Source organism: Micromonospora sp. HB375 (genome assembly GCF_017872985.1).
Lineage (GTDB): Bacteria > Actinomycetota > Actinomycetes > Mycobacteriales > Micromonosporaceae > Micromonospora > Micromonospora chalcea.
Window position 1 is genome coordinate 4045756 of the sequence record NZ_JAGGJO010000001.1, and the last position, 22493, is coordinate 4068248.

At 74.1% G+C, this 22493-nt stretch carries 15 protein-coding genes and 1 pseudogene; all 16 read right to left on the bottom strand.

The window, feature by feature from the left end:
* Nucleotides 1–15: 15 nt before the first annotated feature.
* Nucleotides 16–2135, bottom strand: a pseudogene (locus J3R08_RS18630) (heavy metal translocating P-type ATPase).
* Nucleotides 2136–2190: 55 nt separating this feature from the next.
* Nucleotides 2191–2574 (bottom strand): DUF1622 domain-containing protein, encoded by a 384-nt coding sequence (locus J3R08_RS18635; RefSeq protein ID WP_113972909.1) that lies wholly within the window; start codon nucleotides 2572–2574, stop codon nucleotides 2191–2193.
* Nucleotides 2575–2667: 93 nt separating this feature from the next.
* Nucleotides 2668–3333: a TcmI family type II polyketide cyclase gene (locus J3R08_RS18640; protein ID WP_043323429.1), complete on the bottom strand. Its 666-nt coding sequence runs from the start codon at nucleotides 3331–3333 to the stop codon at nucleotides 2668–2670.
* A 52-nt stretch (nucleotides 3334–3385) separates the two neighbouring features.
* Entirely contained in the window at nucleotides 3386–4612 is a 1227-nt protein-coding gene (locus tag J3R08_RS18645; protein WP_043323426.1) for a cytochrome P450, read from the bottom strand.
* On the bottom strand, nucleotides 4609–4929 hold the full coding sequence (locus tag J3R08_RS18650) for a putative quinol monooxygenase (protein WP_043323424.1): 321 nt from the start codon (nucleotides 4927–4929) through the stop codon (nucleotides 4609–4611). Before J3R08_RS18650 ends, J3R08_RS18645 begins: the two co-directional genes overlap by 4 nt.
* The gene (locus J3R08_RS18655) at nucleotides 4926–7205 is read right to left on the bottom strand and encodes an FAD-dependent oxidoreductase (RefSeq protein WP_209962258.1); all 2280 of its coding nucleotides are present in this window, start codon (nucleotides 7203–7205) and stop codon (nucleotides 4926–4928) included. Before J3R08_RS18655 ends, J3R08_RS18650 begins: the two co-directional genes overlap by 4 nt.
* Before the next feature lie 558 nt (nucleotides 7206–7763).
* Nucleotides 7764–10481, bottom strand: a complete 2718-nt coding sequence (locus J3R08_RS18660) for a LuxR family transcriptional regulator (protein ID WP_209962260.1) — start codon at nucleotides 10479–10481, stop codon at nucleotides 7764–7766.
* Nucleotides 10482–10574: 93 nt separating this feature from the next.
* The gene (locus J3R08_RS18665; protein WP_187692739.1) at nucleotides 10575–11465 is read right to left on the bottom strand and encodes a dienelactone hydrolase family protein; all 891 of its coding nucleotides are present in this window, start codon (nucleotides 11463–11465) and stop codon (nucleotides 10575–10577) included.
* Between the two features lie 154 nt (nucleotides 11466–11619).
* Nucleotides 11620–12501 carry a DUF1963 domain-containing protein gene (locus J3R08_RS18670; protein ID WP_209962262.1) on the bottom strand — a complete coding sequence of 294 codons (882 nt, stop codon included), beginning with the start codon at nucleotides 12499–12501 and terminating at the stop codon, nucleotides 11620–11622.
* A gap of 41 nt (nucleotides 12502–12542) precedes the next feature.
* A complete protein-coding gene (locus J3R08_RS18675; protein WP_209962264.1) occupies nucleotides 12543–13676 on the bottom strand; it encodes a glycoside hydrolase family 26 protein in 1134 nt (377 codons plus the stop codon).
* Nucleotides 13670–15523 (bottom strand): glycosyltransferase family 2 protein, encoded by a 1854-nt coding sequence (locus J3R08_RS18680; protein WP_209962266.1) that lies wholly within the window; start codon nucleotides 15521–15523, stop codon nucleotides 13670–13672. The genes J3R08_RS18675 and J3R08_RS18680 overlap by 7 nt, the downstream gene beginning before the upstream one ends.
* A 101-nt stretch (nucleotides 15524–15624) precedes the next feature.
* Complete coding sequence (locus tag J3R08_RS18685; RefSeq protein ID WP_209962269.1) at nucleotides 15625–16728, bottom strand: glycosyltransferase family 39 protein; 1104 nt, start codon at nucleotides 16726–16728, stop codon at nucleotides 15625–15627.
* Between the two features lie 149 nt (nucleotides 16729–16877).
* Complete coding sequence (locus J3R08_RS18690) at nucleotides 16878–19202, bottom strand: glycoside hydrolase family 3 N-terminal domain-containing protein (RefSeq protein ID WP_043323415.1); 2325 nt, start codon at nucleotides 19200–19202, stop codon at nucleotides 16878–16880.
* Between the two features lie 39 nt (nucleotides 19203–19241).
* Nucleotides 19242–20108, bottom strand: coding sequence for a carbohydrate ABC transporter permease (locus J3R08_RS18695; protein ID WP_043323413.1), 867 nt, complete (start codon nucleotides 20106–20108; stop codon nucleotides 19242–19244).
* On the bottom strand, nucleotides 20105–21103 hold the full coding sequence (locus J3R08_RS18700) for a carbohydrate ABC transporter permease (protein WP_166455984.1): 999 nt from the start codon (nucleotides 21101–21103) through the stop codon (nucleotides 20105–20107). The genes J3R08_RS18695 and J3R08_RS18700 overlap by 4 nt, the downstream gene beginning before the upstream one ends.
* A complete protein-coding gene (locus J3R08_RS18705; RefSeq protein WP_043323409.1) occupies nucleotides 21100–22410 on the bottom strand; it encodes an ABC transporter substrate-binding protein in 1311 nt (436 codons plus the stop codon). The genes J3R08_RS18700 and J3R08_RS18705 overlap by 4 nt, the downstream gene beginning before the upstream one ends.
* Between the last annotated feature and the right edge of the window lie 83 nt (nucleotides 22411–22493).

Sequence of the window (22493 nt, forward strand, 5' to 3'; positions counted from 1 at the left end):
AACCGGAACTGCGGGTCAGTCGGCCGGGGTGATCCGGACCCGGCGCAGCAGTTGGGCGTTGAGCGCCACCACGATGGTGGAGGCGGACATCAGCACCGCGCCCAGCGCCGGGCTGAGCGCGATCCCGGCCCAGGCGAGGACACCGGCGGCCAGCGGGATCGCGACCACGTTGTAGCCGGCCGCCCAGGCCAGGTTCTGCCGCATCTTCCGGTACGACGCGCGGGACAGCCGGATCACGCCGCCGACGCCGCGCGGGTCGGAGCCGGCCAGCACCACCCCGGCGGACTCGATCGCCACGTCGGTGCCGGCGCCGATGGCCAGCCCGACGTCGGCGCGCGCGAGCGCCGGGGCGTCGTTCACGCCGTCGCCGACCATGGCCACCGTCAGTCCCCGACCGCGCAGCTCGGCCACCGCTTTGTCCTTGTCGGCCGGGAGCACCTCGGCGAAGACCTCGTCGACGCCGGGCCGGAACCCGAGGTCGGCGGCGACCGCCTCGGCCACCGGGCGCGCGTCGCCGGTGATCATCACGATCTTGCGTACGCCGAGGTCGCGCAGCTCGGCCACGGCGGCCCGCGCCTCCGGGCGGACCTGGTCCTCCAGCCCGAACGCGGCGGTCACCTCCGGCGGCCCGCCCTCGGGCAGGCGGACCAGGTGCAGCACCGCGGCGCCCCGGCCCGACCACTCCTGCGCGGCCCGGGCCAGGTCGTCCGGCACCGGGGCGTCGAGTTCGCGCAGCAGGGCCGGTCCGCCGACCGCCCAGTCCACGCCGTCCACGGTGGCGCGCACGCCCCGGCCGTCAGCGCCCGGAAGCCGCGCGCGACCGGACGCGCCGGGCCGGGCTCGGCGTCGGACCCGGTCGGAGACCTCGGCCCGGGAGACGTCGGCCCGGCGTCGGACGTCGGCCGCGCGTCGGCGGCGGCGACGAGCGCGCGGGCCAGCGGGTGCTCGCTGTCGGCCTCCACCGCGCCGGCCAGGGCCAGGGCGGCCGTGGAGTCCAGCCCGCCGGTGGCGGCCACTCCGGTCACCGTGTGCCGGCCGGTGGTGAGCGTGCCGGTCTTGTCGAACAGGACGGTGTCGACGGTGCGCATCCGCTCCAGCGCGAGCCGGTCCTTGACCAGGATGCCGGCGCGGGCCGACAGCGCTGTGGACAGCGCCACCACCAGCGGGATCGCCAGGCCGAGCGCGTGCGGGCAGGCGATCACCAGCACCGTCACGGTGCGTACCACCGCCTGGTCGGGGTCGCCGAGCAGCGCCCACACCGCGAACGTCGCCAGGCCGGCGAACGCCGCCAGGTAGAACAGCAGCGCGGCGAACCGGTCGGCGAGCACCTGCGCGCGCCCGCCGGAGGCCTGCGCCTCGGCGACGAGCCGCCCGATGCCGGCCAGCGCGGTGTCCGCGCCGACCGCGTCGACGCGTACCCGGAGGGTGGAGTCGGTGGCCACGGTGCCGGCGACCACCCGGTCCCCGGCGGCGCGGGCCACCGGCCGCGACTCGCCGGTGATCATCGACTCGTCCAGCTCGGCGGCGCCCTCGACGATCCGCCCGTCGGCCGGCACCCGTCCGCCGGGGCGCACCAGCACCAGGTCGCCCACCCGCAGCTCGCCGACCGGCACCGGATGCGGCCGCCCGGCGTCGTCCAGGCGCTCGGCGTCGTCGGGCAGCAGCGCCGCGAGGGCGCCGAGCGCGCCGCGTGCCTGCCCGACCGCCCGCATCTCCTGCCAGTGGCCGAGCAGCATGATGGTGACCAGCGCGGCCAGCTCCCACCAGAAGTCCAGGTCGAACAGGCCGATGCTGGTGGCGGCCGAGGCGAGGTACGCGACGACTATCGCCATCGAGATCAGCAGCATCATGCCGGGGCTGCGTTCGCGCAGCTCACGCAGGCCGCCGGTGAGGAACGGCCAGCCGCCGTAGAGGAAGACCACGGTGCCGAGCACCGGGCCGACCCAGCGCACGCCGGGGAACTCGAGCGAGTAGCCGAACCAGTCCATCACCATGTGACTGGTGGCGACGATCGGCAGGGTCAGCGCCAGGCTCAGCCAGAATCGGCGGCGGAACTGCTCCGGGTCGTGCCCGGCGTGCGCGCCGCCGCCATGATCGGTGCCGTGGTCGCCGTGGTGAGCGGGTGAGTGCTCCATCGGGCGTCACCTCCGCCGACCACCATACCCCCTGGGGGTAATACGTGACGGGCGATCAGCGCTGCGGGCGGGCGCCGACGCTCGGCCGGTCCGCCGGAGGGCGGCCCTGCCAGGGCCACCGGCCGTCCAGCTCCACCTCGAGGGAGAAGCTGAGGAACGTACGGACCAGCACGATCAGCGCCAGCACGCCGACGCTGGTGAACGTGGGCGACACCGCGACGGTCCGGATGATGTCGCCGCCGACCAGGAACTCCAGGCCGAGCAGGATGGCCCGGCCGACCCCCTGCCGGTACGCGCGGTAGTGCGCCACCACCTGCCGGGTCCGGGCGCAGCGCACCGCGAACACGACTGTGGCGACCGCGACGCCGACCGCGATCACCAGCACCCCGGCCAGGTCCAGCAGCGCCCCGACGTGCTGGACGATCTCCTTCGTCGGCACCCGGCACCCCCGCACCAGCCTGGCGTACGGCCGGTCGCGGGGGCGGCGTTTCCGCGCTCCCGCCACCCGGAGGGCGGGAGCGCGGAGGCGTGCTCAGTCCTGGGCCTGCCAGCGGTAGAAGACGGTGGCCAGGGAGTCCTGCGGGCCCTGCCACTTCTCCGGCCGGTACGGCTCGATGTACGGGCCGAGGTCCTGCATCACCTTGCCGAAGGCGGGCTTGTCGCCGTGCCGGTCGCGGGTGGCCTCGGCCGCCGACGTCTCCTGTTCCAGCAGGTGCACGTAGACGTCGTCGATCGAGTAGAGCCAGCGGCCGGTGACCCCGAGGTCGGCCGGGAGCGACCCGGCGTCGGACTCGGCGAAGACCCGCGCCACGTCCGGCTCGGCGCCGGGCTTGATCCGCCCGACGATGACGGTGAGCGTGGTGTCGGCGGGCGGCTCGCCCTCGGGCGCCCAGTGGTAGAACTCCTTCGCCACCGAGTCCGACGGGTTCTTCCAGTAGCGCGGGTACGGGGTCACGTACGGGCCGATCTCCTCGGCGATCTTCTGGAAGGCGGGCAGCCCGCGCGTCTGCCCGGAGATCCGCGGGTCCTGCTCCCGCTCGATCACGTGCAGGTAGAGGTCGTGGTGGGACAGCAGGTACCGGCCGATGACGCCCAGGTCCTGCGGCCGGGTGGCCTGGTCGTAGTGGCCGAACACGTCGCCGACGATCTGCTCGCTGCCGGGGACCATGTGACAGACGATCACGTTGCGGAAGACCATGACTGCTCCTTGATGATTGCGACGGGGGCGGCGGCGCGAGGCGGCGGCGCCGTCAGGCGGTGAAGGTGACAGGCAGTTCCAGCAGGCCGCGGAACGGCGAGGCGGCGGGGAGCCGGCGCACCTGCGCGAGCGGCACGCCCAGGCGCAGTCCGGGCAGCCGGCGCAGCAGCGCGCCGAGCGCGAGTTCGGCCTCCATCCGGGCCAGCGAGACGCCCAGGCAGTAGTGGACGCCGTGCCCGAACCCGAGGTGCGGGCCCCGGACGCGGCGCAGGTCCAGCCGGTCCGGGTCGGCGAAGTGCGCCGGGTCGTGGTTGGCCGCGTTGATCGCGACTCCGACGATCGCGCCGCGTGGGATGCGTACGCCCTGGTAGTCGACGTCCTCGGTGGCGATGCGCGGGCTGGCCACGGGCAGCGGCCCGTCGAACCGGAGCAGTTCCTCGATCGCGGCCGGCAGCAGGCGCGGCGTGGCGCGCAGCAGTTCCATCTGCTCGGGGTGGGTGAGCAGCGCCAGCACCGCGTTGCCGAGGAAGTCGGCGGTGGTCTGGTGCCCGGCGAACAGCAGCAGGAACGTGGTGGTGACCAGTTCCGCCTCGGACAGCGTCCCGTCCTGGTCGACCGCCCGGATCAACGCGGCGATGATGTCGTCGGCCGGGTCGTCGCGTTTGGCCCGGACCAGCCCGGCCAGGTAGTGGTGCAGCCGCAGCTGGGCCTCCTGCACCGCGGCCCGTTCCTGCGCCGGCGGCCGGCTGGTGGAGCCGGAGGTGCGGATGACCTGGGTCCAGTCGAGCACCCGGTCGTGGTCGGCCGGCGGCACGCCGAGCAGTTCGCAGATGACAGTCATCGGCAGCGGGATGGCGAACTCGTGCATCAGGTCCGCCTCGCCGTGCGGCGCCATCTTGTCGATCAACTGGTCGACGATCGACGCCACCCGGGGGCGCAGCGCCTCGATCCGCCGCGGCGCGAACGCCTGCGACACCACGCGACGCAGCCGGGTGTGCTCCGGCGGGTCGGAGTTGAGCATGTTGCGGTTCAGGCCCTCGGAGTTCGGGCCGAAGATCTTCAGGTAGTGCTGGTCCGGGCCGTACAGGTCCTTGGACAGGCGCGGGTCGGTCAGCGCGGTGCGCGCGTCGTCGAAGCGGGTGATCAGCCAGGAGTCGAAGCGCGGCGAGCCGACCGGGCAGACCGGCCGCTCGGCGCGCAGCCGCGCCAGCGCGGGGTACGGGTCGGCCGCGAACGAGTCGGTGTACAGCTCGCTCGCCGGCATCACGTCGTCGGTCATCGCCCCTCCCCCGGCTCGCCGGCCACGCTGTGCAGCACCTGGTAGGTGTGCCGGTCCGCGGACTCGCGCAGCTCCCGGATGACGCGCAGCAGCCGGTCGCGCTGCTCGCTGCGGCCGAACGCGTCCAGCCGCTCGCGGTCGGCCCAGTCGCTGATGACCAGGTAGCTGCGCGGGTCGTCGGCGTCACGGACCAGGTCCTGGTGCAGGCAGCCGTCCAGGGTGCGGATCTGTTCGGCGGCGCTGAGCCATTCGGCCTCGAAGCGCTCCGCGCACCCCTCCCGGGTCCGCATCGCCAGCACGGTCCGGACCCGGCTCACCGCGCGCTCCCGAACACCAGGTGCAGGTGCTTGCGCAGCGCGTCCGGGTCGACCGGCGCGCCCCGGAAGCCGACGTGCCCGTCCGGGCGGATCAGGTACAGGCCGGTGCCGTCCAGCCCGTACCCGGCGCGGAAGCGGCGCTCGGCGTCGCGCACCACCGGCGGGTCCAGCAGTCGCGGTTCGTCGGCGTCCGGGTCGAGCAGCAGGTACGCGTCGAGTTCCCCGCCGGCGAGCCGCCGCGCGTCGGCGCACAGGCCGGTGAACGCGGCGAGTTCCTCCGCGCCGGCCGTGCGGTCGGCGTAGAGCAGCAGCGTGTGCCGGGTGCCCCGGGTCAGGTCACGCAGCCGCAGCGGGTGGCCGACGCCGCGGCGGCGCAGCCCGTCGACGTCGGGCGCGATGTCGCCGGGGCGGGGCGCGTCGCCGAGCGCGGCCGGGTCGGCGACGGTCTCCCCGACCAGCGGGCTGCCGGCGTAACTGAGCAGCATGGACATCTCCTGGAGGAACTGCCGTTCCAGGTCGGCGCGGTCCACCTCCTCGGTGCCGGCCATCCGTACCGCCCGGCCGACGATCTCCTCGCCCTCCGGCCGCCGCTCGGTCTCGTAGCTGTCCAGCAGTCCGGGCGCGGCGAGCCCGCGTACCGCGAGCGCGAGTTTCCAGGCCAGATTCCAGGCGTCCTGGATGCCGGTGTTCATGCCCTGGCCGCCGGCCGGGGGGTGCAGGTGGGCGGCGTCCCCGGCGACGAAGATCCGGCCGTCGCGGTAGCGGTCGACGATGCCGTGGCTGATCCGGAACACCGACGACCAGCGCAGGTTGCTCGCCCGGGTGCCGGGTGGCGCGAGGCGGTCCAGCGCGGCCTGCACGTCTTCGATGGTGGGCTCGTCGAGTTCCTCGCTGAACCCGGGCGGGGCGTCGCGCCCGCCGGTCTGGGCGAAGAACCGGGGCGGGGCGAGGGTGGCGATGCGGTAGCGGTGCTCGCCGCGCAGCGGTACGCAGACGAGCATGCCGTCCATCTGCCCGTCGGTCATGTGCAGGAACCGCAGCAGGTGCCCGTCCGGCATGTCCCAGTTCACGTCGACGTCGACCAGCATGAACAGTTGCGGGAACCGGCCCAGCCCGCCGGTGAAGGTGAGCCCGAGCCGCTCCCGGACGCGGCTGTGCGCGCCGTCGGCGCCGACGACGTACCGGGCGCGTACCGTCTCGGTGCCGCCGTCGGCGGTGCGGACGGTGGCGGTCACGCCGTCGGCGTCCTGGGTGAGGTCGGCGAGTTCGGCGCCGCGCCGCGGGCGCACCCCGAGGGCGGCGAGCCGGTCGGTGAGGATGCGCTCGGTCTCGTACTGCGGCAGGCCGAGGTGGGCGTACGGCAGGCCGGGCAGCTCCCAGCTCATCCGGTGGGTCTGCGCGCCGTTGACGAACACCATGTTGCCGGTGAGCCAGATGCCGGCGTCCATGGCCTCCCGGACGACGCCCTGCTCCTCCCAGATCTCCATGGTGCGGCAGTGCACGCCGATCGCCTTGTCGGCGTGGCCGGGCGGGGTCGCCTGCTTGTCGATCACCAGGCAGTCGATGCCCCGCCGGGCCAGTTCGACGGCGGCGGTCAGCCCGGTGGGCCCCGCCCCGACGACGAGTACGTCTGTTGTCCTGTGCACGTCGGCCTCCCAGCCCGTGGTGGGGTGACTGCTGCCGTCCGCGTCGGGCACGACGTGGAACAGGCGGCGCCGGATGTCGAGAAGGAACGGTGCGATCGGTCCGGCCTGCGCGGAGGCGTGGGCCGGGTCGCTGATCCAGGCGAGGAACGGCGCGGCGCCGTCCCACTCGGCGAAGATGTGGTGGATGTCCGAGCCGGGTTCGCGCAGCAGCTGCTCGCGGCGGTAGCCGGGTATCGCGGTCATCCGCCGTACCACCTCGGGGTAGCCCCGGTGGAACTCGGCGAGGCGGTCGCGCGGCACGGTCAGCTCGACGTCCACGTAGACCGGGCCCTCGCCGTCCCCGGTCTCGCGCAGCAGCGGGTAGCCGGGGCCGTCGGCCGGCTCGGTCAGCGGCTGGAGCAGGCCGGCCAGGCGGACCGCCACCGGCCCGCGCCGGTACGCGCTCAGCGCCGCCTCGTCGGCCCATTCGGTGACGACGACGAAGCCGCGCGGGTCGAGGGCGTCGCGCAGCAGCTCGTGCCGCAGGTTGCCGGCCAGCGCGCCGAGCTGCCCCGCCACGGTCTCGAACGCGGGCCCGACGGCGGGCTCGCACCCGGGGCGCGCGCGCAGCCGGAGCATCGTCCTGATCATGCAGCCCCCTCGAACCGTGCCGTCGTCGTGCCGCGACCCTGCCGCAGCCCGCGTCACCACCTCGTCACCGTCGACCCGCCGGAGGTCCGGCCCCGGTGACGCCGCCGGGACGGCGCGCACGACGGTCGGGAGCGTGCTGATGCCGTGCGACCGGCGCAGCCGGCAGACGGATTCCCCACCTGCCTCACTCTGCGTCGACCTCACCGAGCGTGAGAGCGTCGGGGTCGGGCAGGCAGGCCTTTCGGCCGCCTTTGCTCTGCAGCCATCGGCGCATCACTGCACTGAGCTGCGGCCCGGACGGTCAGCCCGATTTCGGCAAGATCCCGAACGAGCACTGTCAGTGATCGATGCGTACGCGGCTGCAGAGCAAAGGCGGCCATGTGCGCACGTCCCGCCGGACACTCCCGTGACTCTCCGCGACCGGGGTGGGGAGGGGTGGCGGGTGTGTACGGTCACGGCGTGCCGGTCGCGGGGCCGGCGCGGCGCGACGTGCCTGCGGCCCGGCCCGACGACGGTCGCGGCGCGGCGGGGCGGGGCGGGGCGGGGCGCGGCCGGTGGTCAGGCCAGCAGGCGGGCCAGTTCGGTGCGGGAGCGCACACCCAGCCGGTGGAACACGTTGCGCAGGTGGTGGTCGACGGTCCGGGTGGACAGCGACATCCGGGTGGCGATCTCCCGGTTGGTCGCCCCCTGCGCGACCAACCGGGCGATGTGCAGCTGCTGCCCGGTCAGCAGCTGCTCCGGGCCGTTCGGCGCCGGCCCGACCGACTCCCCCGCCGCGCGCAGCTCCTCGCCCGCCCGGTCGGCCCAGACGGTCGCGCCGAGCACTGTGAACGTCTCCCGCGCCCGGTGCAGGTGGGCCCGGGCGTCCCGGGGGCGGCGCCGGCGGCGCAGCTCGCGGCCGAACAGCAGTTCGGTGCGGGCGCGCTCGAACCGGTCGGTGTCGGCCGGGTGCAGCCGCAGCGCCGCGTGGAACTCCCGTTCGGCCTCCGGGCCGCCCCGGGGCGCGAGCAGCGCGCGGCAGCGCGCCGCCAGGGCCCGCCGCGACGGGCTGGCCGTGCTGCTGGCCCAGTGGTCGAACACGGCGAGCGCGGCGGCCGGGCGCCTGCCGTCGTGGGCGGCGGCCTCCACCAGGTACGGCGTGGCCATCACCTGCACCAGCACCTGCCCCCGCCCGGTGCCGGTGCGGGCCAGCGTGGACAGCCGGGCGACCGCGTCGGCGTACCGGCCGTCGATGAGGTCCAGCACACCGAGCGCCCACCTGGCGTACGCGTCCGGCCGGCTCCCGGGCGCGGCCCCGTCACCGATCTCGGCGATCCGGGCCAGCGCGCCGGCCCGGTCGGCGCGTACCGCGGCCAGCACCGCGAGGATGCCGAGGTGCACCTGGGCGCAGGCGTGCTGGCCGGTGTCGCGGGCGGCGCGCACGCCCTCGCGGGCGGTCTCCGCCGCCGCCTCGTGCCGGCCCAGCCAGTACTCGGCGACGGCGCGCAGCTCCAGCGCCCGGGGCAGCAGGGACAGCTCGCCGCGCGAGCGGGCCACGTCGACCGCCCGGCCGGCGAGCCGGTGCGCGGGCCCGTCCACCGCCACCAGCAGCGCCGCCGCGGCGGCGCAGACCAGCGCGCCCGGGGTGAGCGCGGGCCCGGACAGCCGGCCGCCGAGGACGACGACCCGGCGCAGCGCCGGACCGCCACGGGCGTGGTCGCCGCGCAGGGTCGCCCCGACGCCCACCGCGAAGGTGGCCAGCAGGTCCAGGTCGGGCGGGTCGCCGGGCCGCCGCAGCGCCTCCGCGCGGCGGGCCACCTCGGCGTAGCGGAACTGGTCGCCGGTGACGCAGATGGCCTCGCCCGCGCGGACCAGCGCGAGCAGGGCGGAGCGCCGGTCGGCCGGCGCGACCGCGTCGGCGGCGGCCAGCAGCGTGGCGACCGCGGCGGCGGGCGCGTCGCAGCGCAGCTGCATCTCGCCGCGGAGCAGGTCGGCCCGGTCCTGTGCGGGCGGCGCGGCGGTCAGGTGCCGTAGCAGCCCCCGGGCCTGGTCCGGGTCGCCGGCGGTCCAGGCGCAGCGGGCCGCCGCCACCGTCAGTTCGGCGGCCCGCCCGGGATCGGCGGTCAGCTCGGCGGCGCGGCGCAGCGCGGCGGCCGCGGCGGCGCGGTCGGACGCCCCGTCCACCGCCGCCGTCAGTTCGGCGGCGAGCACGTCGGCCGGGCAGTCGGGGGCGGTGGCGTGGCGCAGCGCGCGGCCCAGCGGGCCGCCGGCGAGCGTGCCGGCCAGCAGCAGGTGCGCCGCGCGCAGGTCGGCCAGCGGCGCGACGGCGGTGATCATCGTGCGGGCGAGCGGGTGCGGGAACGTCACCCCGCCGGGCCCGGTCCGCAGCAGCCCGGCCGCCTCGGCGGGGGCGAGCGCTTCCACGGTCAGACCGGCGGACCAGGCGGCGCGTACCAGCGTGCCCGGGTCGGCGGCGTCGTCGAGCGCGGCGAGCAGCACCATCCGCCGGGTCGGCGCCGGCAGCCGGTCCAGGCGGGCCCGGTACGCGGCGGCGAGCGCGCCGTCCACCGGCGGCGTGCCGGGCAACGGCGCCTCGCCCCGCCACTGGGCCGGGGTGAGGCTGCCGGCCAGGTCGGTCAGCGCCGCTGGGCTGCCGCCGCTGAGCGTGGCCAGCGCGGCGGCCACCGGCGCGGACGGCCGGTGCCCCCGGTCGGTGAGCATCGCGTGGCACTCGTCGGCGTCCAGCGGGCGCAGCCGGTGCGCCGGCACGCCGTCGACAGTGGCCGGGGCGGTGGCGGTCAGCAGCACCGCCACCGGCAGCCGGCGCAGCCGGCGCGCCACGACGGCGAGCGTCCAGGCGCTCTGCCGGTCGCCGATGTCGAGGTCGTCCACCGTGCACAGCAGCGGCCGGTCCGCGGCCACGGCGGCGAGCAGGGAGCGGACCGCCGCGGCGAGGGCCAGCCGCTGGTCGGCCGGGCAGCCGTCGCCGCCGAGCACGCGGCGCAGCAGCCGGCGCTGCCGCACCGGCAGTGCGGTGTCCGCGTCCAGCACCGGGTCGAGCAGGCGGTGCAGGCCGGCGTAGGGCAGCGTCGACTCGTCGGCCAGGCCGGCGCCGGTGAGCACCGTGCGTCCCGTCGCCCACCGGCGGGCGTACGCCAGCAGGGCGCTGCGGCCGGCGCCGGGCGGCCCGTGGAACAGCAGCGCGCCGCCGGAGTCCCGGTCGAGGAGCCGGCGGATCGCGTCGCAGTCGTCGTCCCGGCCCCGCAGAGCAATATGCACTGTCGATGCAGAAAGCATGCATGCAGTGTCACAGATGGGCAACCCGTCGGAAAAGAGGCGGACATGCTGCCGGGGTGGTCGTCGCGACGACCACCCCGGCAGCGGACGGGCTCAGGCGCTCGGGCAGGTGTTGCGGTACTCCTGGATCGCCGACCCGCTCGGGCCGGGGCAGAGGAACTGCTCGTAGCGGGTGTCGTCGTCGACGAACCGCTTCAGCCAGGCCACCATCTGCTTCGCCGTCGGCGTGTTCGTCGTCTGCGGGAAGAAGTGGCTCGCGCCGTCCAGCTCCAGGTACGCCTTCTCCGAGGCCGCCGGGATGCTGTTGTAGAACGGGATCGAGTGGGTCGCCACCGGCGCGACGCTGTCGGTCTCGCCGCCGATGATGAGCGTCGGCACCCGTACATCGGACCAGGTCTTGTCAAGGTTCCACGGCGCCAGCGGAACGGCGGCCTGCAGCGACGGCCGGGCCGCCGCGGCCTCCAGGCTGCCGCCGCCGCCCATCGAGTGACCGGCCACCGCGAGCCGGGACGAGTCGATCCGGCCGCGCACCGAGCTGCGCTCGGTCAGGTAGTCCAGCGCGGCCAGGAGCTGCCGGCCCCGGCTGGCCGGCTGGTCCAGCCGGGTGTTGGTCTCGATGCCGATCACCACGAAGCCGTGTGAGGCGATCCGCGGACCGAGCCAGCTCAGGCTGGACCAGGAGGCGGTGTAGCCGGGCGAGATGGCGACCGCGCCGAAGGTGCCCTCGGCGGTGCTGGTCGGGTAGTAGATGACGCCGCCGCCGAAGCCGGTCACGCTCAGCGAGGAGACGTTGATCGACGAGGTGGCGAACGGGCCGCGGCTGGCCTCCAGGATGGCGCTGGTGGGCGCCGGGCCGCGCTCGTAGGGGCTGGCGGCGCTCGCCGCGACCGGGGCGGCGAGCGCGCCGCCGGTGGCGAGCAGCGCCGCCACGGCGAACCGGGCCAGGGCACGGACGGGGGTACGGGAACGGATGGTGGTGGGCACGTCGGTCACTCCTTGCGCCGGAATTACATCGACATGGGTCAGCATCGATGCCTTCGGCGCGCCGCGCATCGGCGAAATCACCGGTCCGCGCGGGCGGCGGGCAGGACGTGGAGGCGGCACTGCGGGCGGTCCGCACGCTGAACCGGCCCGGCTGTCACTCGGTGAACTCGCAGAAGGACAGCACCCCGTCGAACCGCCCGGCGGCGAGGTCGTCGTGGCGGATCAGGAACCGCGCGTTGACGTACTCCTCGTCCGGTACGCCGAACTGGGCCAGCGGCACCCACTCGCGCACCACCCGCTGCTCTTCCTCGTACTGAGCCACCAGCCGCTCCGCGCGGGGCAGGGAGCTCGCCTGCTGCATCCGCTCCCGGTCCGTCATGAACGTCTCGGGCGGATCCTGCGCCGAGATGGTGTAGCCGCCGACGAAGACGTCGTGCTGAATCCACCCGTCCCGCTCCGGCCAGAGCTGCTCGAGCAGCGCGCCCATCTCCTTGCGGTGCGGCAGGTCGCGCAGCAGCTTGATCTGGGTGTCGCACAGCCACTCCTCCGAGCGGTCCAGCCAGTCCGGCAGTTCCGCCTGGAGCCCGGCGTACATCTCGTGCTCGGGGGCGAGGAAACGGCCCAGGTCGGTCCCGGCGGGTAGGACGTCCACACCGTCCACCGTCTCGGCGCCGGCCGGGACGTACACGACCCGCGCGTACGCCTTCTCGTTCTCGATGCCGCAGACGTCCCGTGCGCCCTCCTGGTCGAGGAAGAACAGCAGCGTGCCGTCGGCCGGCAGGGCGAGGTCGGGCACCCGGGGCAGCGCCGCGCAGTCGAGCCGGAGCAGGAACGGCAACGGAGAGCCCTCCGGGCACGTGGGCCACGGCACGCCCACCGGCAGCCGCGGCCGCCCGCCCCGCCGCCCGGCGTGCACGCCGTCCTCACGCCGCCAGGCGTGGATCCGGAACCGGATCAGCTCCGCGAAGCGGGCCACCTCGCCCTCGGGCACGCCCTGCTCGATCGCCGCCCGCCGGAACTGCTCTCTCTCATCCATGATCGTGGAGAGTAGCGGCACCGTCCGACATGGAGGGTGAGTCAGGGCCCGGCGCGCGGCCTCGATGTCGCCGACCAGGTCACGTCGTAGCGCGCGCCGCCCACCGCCTCGGCGAACGCGGTCGCCGCGGCGGGTGACCCGGCGATGCGCCAGTCCTGCTCCTTGTCCACCTCGAACCAGATCAGCCCGATCAGGTCCGGGTACCGGGGCAGGGAGCCGAACGTCTCCCGGATCCACCGGGCCTTGCGTCCGGCGGTGTCGGCGGCGCCGGTCTCGGTGACCACCAGCGGCCTGCGGGTGACCTTGCGGATCTCGGCGATGGTCGGGCCGAAGATCTGGTCGAACGACCAGTACGTCTTGGTGAAGGCACCGGTGCCGTAGTAGCCGGTGACGCCGACCCAGTCGACGTAGTCGTCACCCGGGTAGAGCCCGGTCAGCCCGGCTGTCGTCTTGTCCCAGCGGGCGTTCGGGCTCCACACCCAGGTGACGTTCGTGGCGCCGGCCCGGGCGAAGAGGTCGTGCACGTGCCGCCAGGCCCGCACGTAGTCGCCGGGGCGGTTGCCGTTGGCCCGCTCGCACCACGGATACCAGTCGCCGTTCATCTCGTGCGCGAAGCGGATCGCGACCGGGTAGCCGAGCGACCGGACCCCCTCGGCCCAGGACCGCAGGTAGGCGTCGAAGTCGCCGCGCGCGATCCGGTCCAGCCGGTAGTCCGGCTGGGTGGCCCGGAGCCGGTCGATCTGCCGGACCGCCAGGCCGGTGCGCCGGGCAGCCAGGTCGACCGTGTGGTCCCACGGCTCCCAGCCGAGCATGGGCATCATGCCCCGCTCGGCGATCCGGTCGAACAGGCTCCGGTCGAACTCGGCCGACGCCCAGTCGGCGCCGAAGAGCATCACCTGCGGCGCCCGCCCGGCCGCCTCGACGAACCGGTCGACCGGCGCGAAGTCGTGCGGTCCCTTGTCGGTCATGACCCCGAAGAACGCCTGCCCGGCCGGGGGGAACAGGCCACCGCCCGGCGCGTCGGCGCTCGCCTGCGGCGTCGCCGGGACGCGCCCGTGCGCCGATGCGCCCGTGCCCGGGTCGCGCCACGCTCCGGGCGCCACCACGAAGGCGTACGCGAGCAGCAGCAACCCGGCCAGCGCGAGGCCCACCCGGGGCGCGGTCGGCCTCAGCACGGGACACCGCCCTCAGCCGCCGGCTGCTTCCACGCCGCCTCCGCCGACCGGCGCCGGCGGTCCCGCAGGCCCTCCACCCAGGCGATCAGCGGTGGCGCGAGCCCGGTCAGCAGCGTCAGCGCCGGCCAGATCCGCAGCAGCGGATAGTCGTGGCCGAGCGCGAAGCTCGCCGCGAGCAGCCCGGCCGCCGCCAGCGCCCAGCACAGATGCAGCCGGAACGTGCGCAGGGACTCCACAGTGCGCAGCGCCCCCTTGGCGGTCACCACGAAGCCGAGCCGGCGGCGCAGCAGCGCGCCGGCCGCCGCGGCCACGTAGACCGGCCCGGCGAACAGGGCGAGCGCCATGCCGGCCACGCCCACCTCCTCGCGTTCGTGCGGGGCGATGTTGAAGCGCCGCAGCCAGAGCCAGAGCAGGAACCAGGTGCCGACGGTGGCGCCCCACAGCGTCGCCCACACCTGCGGGTCGAGCCGGCCCGCGTCGACGCCGGTCAGCAGGTAGAGCGCGGTGGCGGCGTTGCCCAGCAGCAGGCTCACCGCGACGCTCGGGTAGTAGAACTGGAGCAGGCGGTACTGCCAGCGACGGCGCGACGGCAGGTCGCGCGGCGTACGCATCTCGCGGCGGAGCAGGATCTCGCAGATCCCGGCGGCCCAGCGCTTCTGCTGGTTGAAGTAGTCCGCCCAGGACGTCGGCCCCTCACCGAGCGCCACCACGTCCGGGGTGTAGACGCCCTTCCACCGGCGGCCGGTGGCCGGGTTGACGGCGGCGTGCACGCGGATGCTGGTGAGGTGGTCCTCGATGATCGAGTCCTGGTAGCCGCCGATGGTCCGCCAGGCCGCCGGGCGGTAGAGGTGCCCGGTGCCGGTGAGCAGCGGCGCGTCCAGGCCGTTGCCGCCGCGGGCGATCAGGCCGTTGTAGAGGTACTGCTGCACGGAGGCGCCGTGGGCGACGAAGTTCTGGTGCATGTTGCCGTACACCTGGGGCGTCACCACGAACGCCACATCCGGGTCGCGGAAGTAGCCGAGCGTGCGTTCCAGGAAGTTCGGCAGCGGCACGTGGTCCGGGTCGACGTTCGCGACCACGTCGTAGCGGTGCTCGTGCTCGGCCCGCCAGGCGTTGTGGTTGCCGGACTTGGTCCGGGCCCGGAACTCGCCGCCGGGCCGGTTGTACTCGGGCCGGCCCTTACGGGTGAAGTGGCGTACGCCCAGCCGCGCGGCCATCGCCCGGACCGCCGGGTCGTCGCCCTCGTCGAGGATCCACACGTCGACGTGCCCGCAGTAGACGATCTCCCGGAGCCGGCGCAGCGTACGCTCCGCGACGTCCAGCGGCTCCTTGCTCGGCACGATGGTGGTGAGCAGCGCGACCCGCAGGCCGACCGGCGGGTCGACCGGCACCGGGTCCCGGGCGTGGAAGGCGAAGACCCAGACCACCACGTTCTGCGCCAGGCGGATCAGCTCGACGCCGACGACGACGCAGAACGCGAGCCGGGCGGCGGCGGTCTGCCACCCGCCGAGCCCGACCACGCCGGGGCCCGGCACGTGCTGGGGCAGCAGCAGCCAGCCGACGAAGACGAGCCCGGCGGCGCTGTTGACGAGCACCAGCAGCGTCAGCACGACCCGCGCGGCCACCGAGGTGGTGGGGCGGAACTCGACCGCCGCGTCCGGGCCGCGCGGCGGGCGCAGCGGACCGGCGACGGCGCCGCACCGGGCGTACGCCAGGCGGGCGCGGACGTTGCGCTGCCGGCGGTCCGGATCGGCCGGCGTCCCGGGCGGGACGGGCGCGATCGGGCGGCCGCCCGGCGGCCCGGCCGACGTGGCGCGGGACGGGCGTGTATCGGCGGCGACGGCCACGTTTCCCCCATGGTCTGCAGGCTCAGGAGCCGACCGAATGCTAAGCCGACAATCAACCACAAAAGGGTCGAATCAGGCAGACGTCGCCCGTTCGTCGACGGTCAGGCGGGAAGCTGGGCCGCCGCCGCCAGCAGCGCCACGAGAGCCAGCACGGCGAGCGCGCCGGCCGCACGCGCCCGGGCCAGGGCGACCCCGCCGAGCACCGCCCAGGCCGGCACCGTGAACAGCAGGTTCACCGCCGACCAGACCGGCACGGCCTGCGCCAGCGCCAGCAGCCCGAGCGCCGGCACCAGCGCCCAGGCGGTACAGATCGCGGCCGGGTACCGCAGCGGGAGGCTGAACAGGGCCAGCCCGGCCAGCACGCCGCCGAGCGCGACGCAGCCGAACAGCTCTCCGGGCGTGGCCGCCAGCACGGTGGCGCCGGGCCACGCGCCGGACGCCAGGCGCCCGCCCTCACGCACGCCGACGGCGAGCAGCGCGGCGACCGGCAGCAGCCCGACGGCCACTGCGGCCAGCCACCGGACGGTGTCCCGGCGGCGGAACGCCAGCACGACCCAGCCGTGCGCGGCGAGCAGCAGCAACGCCACCGGCTGGCACAGACCGAGCAGCAGCACCGCGCCCGCGTAGGGCACGAGCCGCCGCGGGCGCGGCCGGTCGAGCGCGGACGCCAGCAGCCAGGTGGCGAGCACGGCGGCGAACACCGCCAGGGCGTACGGCTGTGCCTGCTGCGCGTACCGGATCGAGGTCCGCAGCGCCGCGAAGATCAGGCCGGCCAGCAGGCCGGCGGCGGGCGTGGCGATCCGGGTGGCGAGCGCGCCGACGAGCGCCGCGGCCCCGACCATGGCCAGCAGCGACGGTACGCGCAGCGCGAGGTCCGTCGCGCCGAACAGCTCCGCCCAGCCGCGCAGGAGCAGGTGGTACGGCCCGAGCGCGATGTCGTCGCCGGTGAGCCCGATCCCCTGCCAGGGCGACGTCGCCGCCCGGCGGGCCGCCGACTCCCCGGCGCTCGGACCCGCTGTCGCGATCCGGGTCGCGCCGAGCGCGCCGGTCAGGACCGCGGGCAGCAGCCACGCCGCGATCCGCCACCGGGTCACGGCGGCGGTCGCGGCGCGGGCGGTGGAGCGGCGCGGACGGTCCTCGCCCCAGGGGTCCTCGACCGCGGCGTCCCCGATCCGGGGCAGGACCATGGTGTCCGCGTCCATCATCGTGACTCACGCATCCCTGTGGGTGCCGGCGACCGGGATCCAGCCGGGGCTGGATGACATCCTGGAGCCTACTGAGCCAAAACCGACATAACGTCAATATGAGTTGAAAGGGTCCGCCGTCCGCCCCGTGGACGACCGGCGGACCCCGCTCAGCGGAGGTCGGTGGTCGTCCAGCGGGGCGAGGCGGCGGTGATCTCGACGGTGTCGCCGGTCAGCGTGGTCCGCGCCTGGACGTCGCGCCGGGCGCTCGTACCCACCCAGACGTCGACCTCCCCGGGCTCCACCACGCGGGTGAGCGTGCGGTCGGTGAAGGCCAGCCGCGTGGTCGGCACGCTCAGCTCGACGGTGACCGAGGCCCCCGGCTCCAGACGCACCCGCCGGTAGCCGAGCAGCTGCGCCACCGGCCGGGTCACCGAGGCGACCAGGTCCCGGCCGTAGAGCTGCACCACGTCGTCACCGGCGACCGCGCCGGTGTTCGTGACCCGCACCGACACCCGCAGCGCCCCGTCGGCCGGCACCTCGGCCGGCACGGTCAGGTCGGTGTACGCGAACGTGGTGTAGGACAGCCCGTGACCGAACGGCGCCACCGGCGTCGCCGGCAGGTTGGTGCCGTTCGTGCCCGCCCCCAGCTCCGGGTGCAGGTACGAGTACGGCTGCGCGCCGGCCGAGCCGGGCAGGGTGACCGGCAGCCGGCCGGACGGGTTGACCCGCCCGGAGAGCACACCCGCGATCGCCCCGGCGCCCTCCTCGCCCGGGAAGAACGTCTGCAGCACCGCCGCGCACCGGGTCAGCGCCCAGCCCAGCGCGTACGGCCGGCCGGTCAGCAGCACCAGGACGACCGGGGTGCCGGTGTCCAGCACCGCCTCGACGAGCTGGCGCTGCACGCCGGGCAGCTCCAGGTCGTCCCGGTCGCAGCCCTCCCCGACCGTGCCGCGGCCGAACAGGCTGGCGTGGTCGCCGACCACGAGGACCGCCACGTCGGCGGCGGACGCGACGGCGACCGCCTCGTCGAAGCCGGACCGGTCCGCCGAGTCCACCTCGCAGCCGGCCGCGAAGGTGACCCGGTCGGCGCCGAACTCGGCGCGCACCGCCTCCAGGACGGTCGGCACCTCGAAGCCGGTCTCCACGCCCGGGTGATGGGCCAGCACGTGGTTGAGGAAGGAATAGCAGCCGAACAACGCGCCCTGCCGGTCGGCGTTCGGGCCGACCACCGCCACCCGGCGGCCCGCCGGCAGCGGGAGCACGCCCTCGTTGGCGACCAGGACGATCGACTCCTCGGCGAGCCGGCGCGCGATCGACCGGTGCTCCGGCGAGTCGAGGTCCACGGCACCCGGCGGCTCGTCGGCGAACGTGGCGTCGAGCAGCCCGAGTTCCTGCTTCTGGCGCAGCACGCGCAACACCGCCCGGTCGACCAGCGCCTCGTCGACAGTGCCGGCCCGCACCGACTCGGTCAGCGTCAGGAAGGCGTCGCCGGTGGGCAACTCGATGTCCAGGCCCGCGGCCAGCGCCTGCGCCGCCGCGTCCGCGTGGTCGGCCGCGACGTGGTGCAGCAGGTTGAGGAAGGCGACGCCGTAGTAGTCGGCCACCACGGTGCCGTCGAACCCCCACCGGTCCCGCAGCAGGTCGGTGAGCATGGTCGGGTCGGCGGCGACCGGCACGCCGTCGATCTCGGCGTACGAGTGCATGACGCTGCGCGCGTCGCCGTCGCGGATCGCCATCTCGAACGGCGGCAGCAGCACGTCGGCGAGTTCCCGGGGACCGGCGTGCACCGGGCCGAAGTTGCGCCCGGCCCGCGAGGCGGAGTAGCCGGCGAAGTGCTTCAGCGTCGCGAGCACGCCCTGCGACTGCAGTCCCCGCACGTACGAGGTGCCGATGGTGCCCACGAGGTACGGATCCTCGGCGATGCACTCGTCGACCCGGCCCCAGCGCGGGTCCCGGATCACGTCCAGCACCGGGGACAGTCCCTGGTGGATGCCGAGCGCGCGCATCGAGGCCCCGATCGCCGCCGCCATCTCGGTGACCAGCTCGGGGTCGAACGCGGCGCCCCAGGCAAGCGGCGTCGGGAAGGTGGCCGCCTTCCAGGCCGACAGGCCGGTCAGGCACTCCTCGTGCACGATGGCCGGGATGCCCAGCCGGGTACCGGTCACCAGGTCCCGCTGGAACTTCCACAGCCAGGCCGCGCGGGCCGCGGAATCGACCGGGCGGGTGCCGTAGGGACGGGTGAGGTGACCCAGCCCGTGCCGGGCGAAGTCTTCGAGCCGGCCGCTGTCGGCGAACTCGCCCTGCAGGGGCGCGACCGCCTCACCGTCCTCCTTCTCCCAGAACCCGACGAGCTGCGCGATCTTCTCCTCGGTCGTCATGCGAGCGAGCAGTTCCCGTACGCGCGTCTCGGCGTCGTGCCCGTCCGACCGGTCGTGGTCCGAATCTGCCTGGGCCGGTACCGGCCCGTCCACCACCGCGTGGACCCCTGTCATGGTGTGCCTTTCCATTGGTTGTGCTGGTGCTGCTGCCGCTCAGCCCTTGACCGCGCCCTGGAGCCCGCCCACGATCTGCTTCTCCGCGAGGGTGAAGAACAGCAGCGCCGGCAGCATCGCCAGTGAGGTGAAGGCGAGGACGCCCGCGGTGTCGGTGGTGTACTGGCTGGAGAAGTTCTGCACGCCCAGCGGCAGGGTGTGCAGGTTGACGTCCCCGAGGACGAGCAGCGGCAGGAGGAACGCGTTCCAGCTCGCCACGAACGCGAGGATACCGACGGTGACGATCGCGGGCCGCGACAGCGGCAGCACGATCCGCCAGAGGAAGCCGAGCCGGCCGGCGCCGTCGATGGCGGCCGCGTCCTCCAGCTCCCGCGGGATGGCCGACAGGAACGGCCGCAGGATGACGATCGTCAGCGGCAGCGAGAAGGCGACCTGCGGAAGGATCACCGCGTAGTAGGAGTTGATCAGGCTCAGGTCACGCAGCAGGAGGTACAGCGGCAGGATCGCCGCGCCGGCCGGGAAGAGCAGACCGAGCGTGAAGAACGTGTAGAGCCATTCACGCCCCCGGAACGAGTACCGGGCGAGCACGAACGCGGCGGCCATGCCGAGCACCACCACGCCGAGCGTGGTGCCCAGAGCGATCACCGCGCTGTTGAACGCCTGCCGCCAGAAGTCGCTCTGCGTGAGCACCCGGTAGTAGTTGTCCCAGACCCACGGGTCGGGCAGGCCGGCCGGGTCGTTCACGATCTGCGGCGTGGTCCGGAAGCCACCGACGATGACGTACACGACGGGGGCGATCGACACGGCCGCGACCGCGAGCGCGATCGCGTACGTCAGCGGCGAGCTCCACTGCACCGGACGGCGCCCGGGCGAAGGGGCGGGTACGGAGTTCACGGCCACTGTCACTTCCCCTTCCGGGTGATGGCGCCCTCGATGTCACGGCTGAGCAGGAACCGCTGGAACAGCAGCGCCGCGACGAACGAGATGGCGAACAGGATCACGGCGACCGCGTTGCCGTAGCCCCACAGCCGGGCGAAGAAGCCGTTGTCCACCATGTACGTCGCCATGGTGGCCGAGGCGCCGAGCGACCGCACCGCGGGCACGGAGGTCACCCAGACCATGTCGAAGACCTGCAACGAGCCGATCATCGACAGGAACATCCAGATCCGGATGGTCGGGCCGAGCAGTGGCAACGTGACGTGACGCTGGATCTGCCACCAGCTCGCGCCGTCGATCTCGGCGGCCTCGTTCAGCTCGGGCGGCACGTTCGACAGGCCGGCGAGCAGCAGGATGATGGCGAAGCCGACGTACTTCCAGGTGAGCACGAACAGCAGGGTCCAGATGACCACGTCGAGGTCGGCCAGCCACGCCTGCACCAGCCCGCCCAGCCCGACCGACCGCAGCAGCGCGTCGAGCGTGCCGCCGTCGGTCAGGATCAGCTTCCACATGATGCCGACGGTGACCTCGGCGAGCACGTACGGCACGAAGACCAGCAGGCGGAACGCGGAGCGCCCGCGGAAGCGGCGGTTGAGCAGCAGGGCGATGCCGAGCGCGACGGGCCCCTGGATGAGCAGCGACCCGAAGACGATGATGGCGTTGTTGCGCAGCGCGTCGAGGAAGATCGGGTCCTGGAACGCGAGCGTGTAGTTACGGAAGCCGACGTACTCGGTGGGCGGGCCGACCCCGCGCCAGCGGAACAGGCTGTAGTAGAACGCGAAGCCCATCGGCACCAGCACGAACAGCACGTAGATGAGGACCGCCGGCGTCGTCAGGCCGACGATCTCGTACCACTTGCGGCGGGTCTCGGCGCGGCGTGAGGCGGCTCGTGCGCCGGGCCGGAGGCCCGCCGGCGGCGCGAGAGCGCCGTCGGCGGGCGTACGGGTCTGCGATGCGGACGTCACTTGCTTGCGGCCGCCTTCATGGCCGAGACGACCTTCTCAGGTGTCCCGTTGCCGGCGAAGATCGCGACGATCGCGTCGTTCATCGCGGTGCCGACGGTGCTGCCGAAGGCCGTGTCCAGCCAGAGCTGCACGTAGGTGGCCGAGGAGGTGGCCTCCAGGATGGACTTCAGCGCCGGGTCGGTGACGCCGTCGGCAGCACCCTTGGCGACCGGCAGGCCGGTGCCGGTGGCGGCGTAGCCCTTCTGCACCTCGGGGCTGACGATGTACTTGAGGAACTCGACGCACTCGGCCGGGGCGTTCTTCGAGCAGGCGAAGCCGTCGCCGCCGCCGAGGGCCGCCTTCGGGTCACCGGCGGAGCCGGAGATCGCCGGCACCGGGAACCAGCCCAGGAACTTGCCCAGGGCCGCCTTGTCCGTGGCGACGGTGTCCAGGGTGCCACGGTTCCAGTCGCCCATCAGTTCCATCGCGGCCTTGCCGTTGGCGAGCAGACCGTTGGCGCTGGTCGGGTCGTTCTGGCCCGGCGTGGCGATGAAGTTGTTCTGGAACGGCTTGGTGTCGATGAAGCTCTTCAGGTCCTGGCCGGCCTTGACGAAACACGGGTCGTCGAAGGTCCGGTCCTTGGTCGCCTTCTTCAGCGTGTCGACCGAGCAGGCCCGCAGCGCGAAGTTGTACCACCAGTGCGCGGCCGGCCACTTGTCCCCGGCGCCCAGGGCGATCGGGATGACGTTGATGGCCTTGAGCTTGGTGACCGCGGCGTTGAGTTCCTCGAAGGTGGTCGGCGGCGCCGTGATGCCCGCCTTCGCGAACATGTCCTTGTTGTACCAGATGCCTTCGATGCCCATCCGGAACGGCAGGCCGTACTGCTTGCCCTCCACCTGCCAGATCTCGGAGGCGCTGCCGATGTCGGCGACCTCGCTCTTCACCTGGTCGGTGATGTCCTTGAGGTAGTCGGCCTCGACCTGCTCGCGCATCTCGCCGCCACCCCACGCCTGGAAGATGTCCGGCGGGTCGTTGCTCAGCAGCGCGGCGGGCAGCCGGGTGCGCTGGAGCTGGTTCGTCTCGATCGCCTCGATCTCGATCTTGACGGTCGGGTGGGCCGCGGAGAAGTCCTTGGCGACCTTCTCCCAGTACGTCTTGCCGGGCCCGTCCTGCGAGGCGTTGTGCCACCAGGTCAGCGTCACCGGGTTCTTGTACAGCTCGCTCTCGGCGGCCTTGTCGTCGTCGCCACCTCCACTGCACGCGGAGGCCAGCAGAGCGCTTGTCACAAACAGTGCCAGGACGGCGCCAGCACGGCGCTTCATCGCCATAGATGTCTCCTCGACCACTTAGTCGGGTTACCTGCCGGGGAGTTTTACAGGGCCGTAACGTGAAGTCAATCGGTATCGATAAC

Excerpts from the sequence above, each read along its gene's own strand:
- J3R08_RS18640 (WP_043323429.1), bottom strand. The coding sequence starts at position 3,333 with ATGGTCTTCCGCAACGTGATCGTCTGTCACATGGTCCCCGGCAGCGAG.
- J3R08_RS18645 (WP_043323426.1), bottom strand. The coding sequence starts at position 4,612 with ATGACCGACGACGTGATGCCGGCGAGCGAGCTGTACACCGACTCGTTC.
- J3R08_RS18655 (WP_209962258.1), bottom strand. The coding sequence starts at position 7,205 with ATGATCAGGACGATGCTCCGGCTGCGCGCGCGCCCCGGGTGCGAGCCC.
- J3R08_RS18660 (WP_209962260.1), bottom strand. The coding sequence starts at position 10,481 with ATGCTTTCTGCATCGACAGTGCATATTGCTCTGCGGGGCCGGGACGAC.
- J3R08_RS18670 (WP_209962262.1), bottom strand. The coding sequence starts at position 12,501 with ATGGATGAGAGAGAGCAGTTCCGGCGGGCGGCGATCGAGCAGGGCGTG.
- J3R08_RS18685 (WP_209962269.1), bottom strand. The coding sequence starts at position 16,728 with ATGATGGACGCGGACACCATGGTCCTGCCCCGGATCGGGGACGCCGCG.
- J3R08_RS18690 (WP_043323415.1), bottom strand. The coding sequence starts at position 19,202 with ATGACAGGGGTCCACGCGGTGGTGGACGGGCCGGTACCGGCCCAGGCA.
- J3R08_RS18705 (WP_043323409.1), bottom strand. The coding sequence starts at position 22,410 with ATGGCGATGAAGCGCCGTGCTGGCGCCGTCCTGGCACTGTTTGTGACA.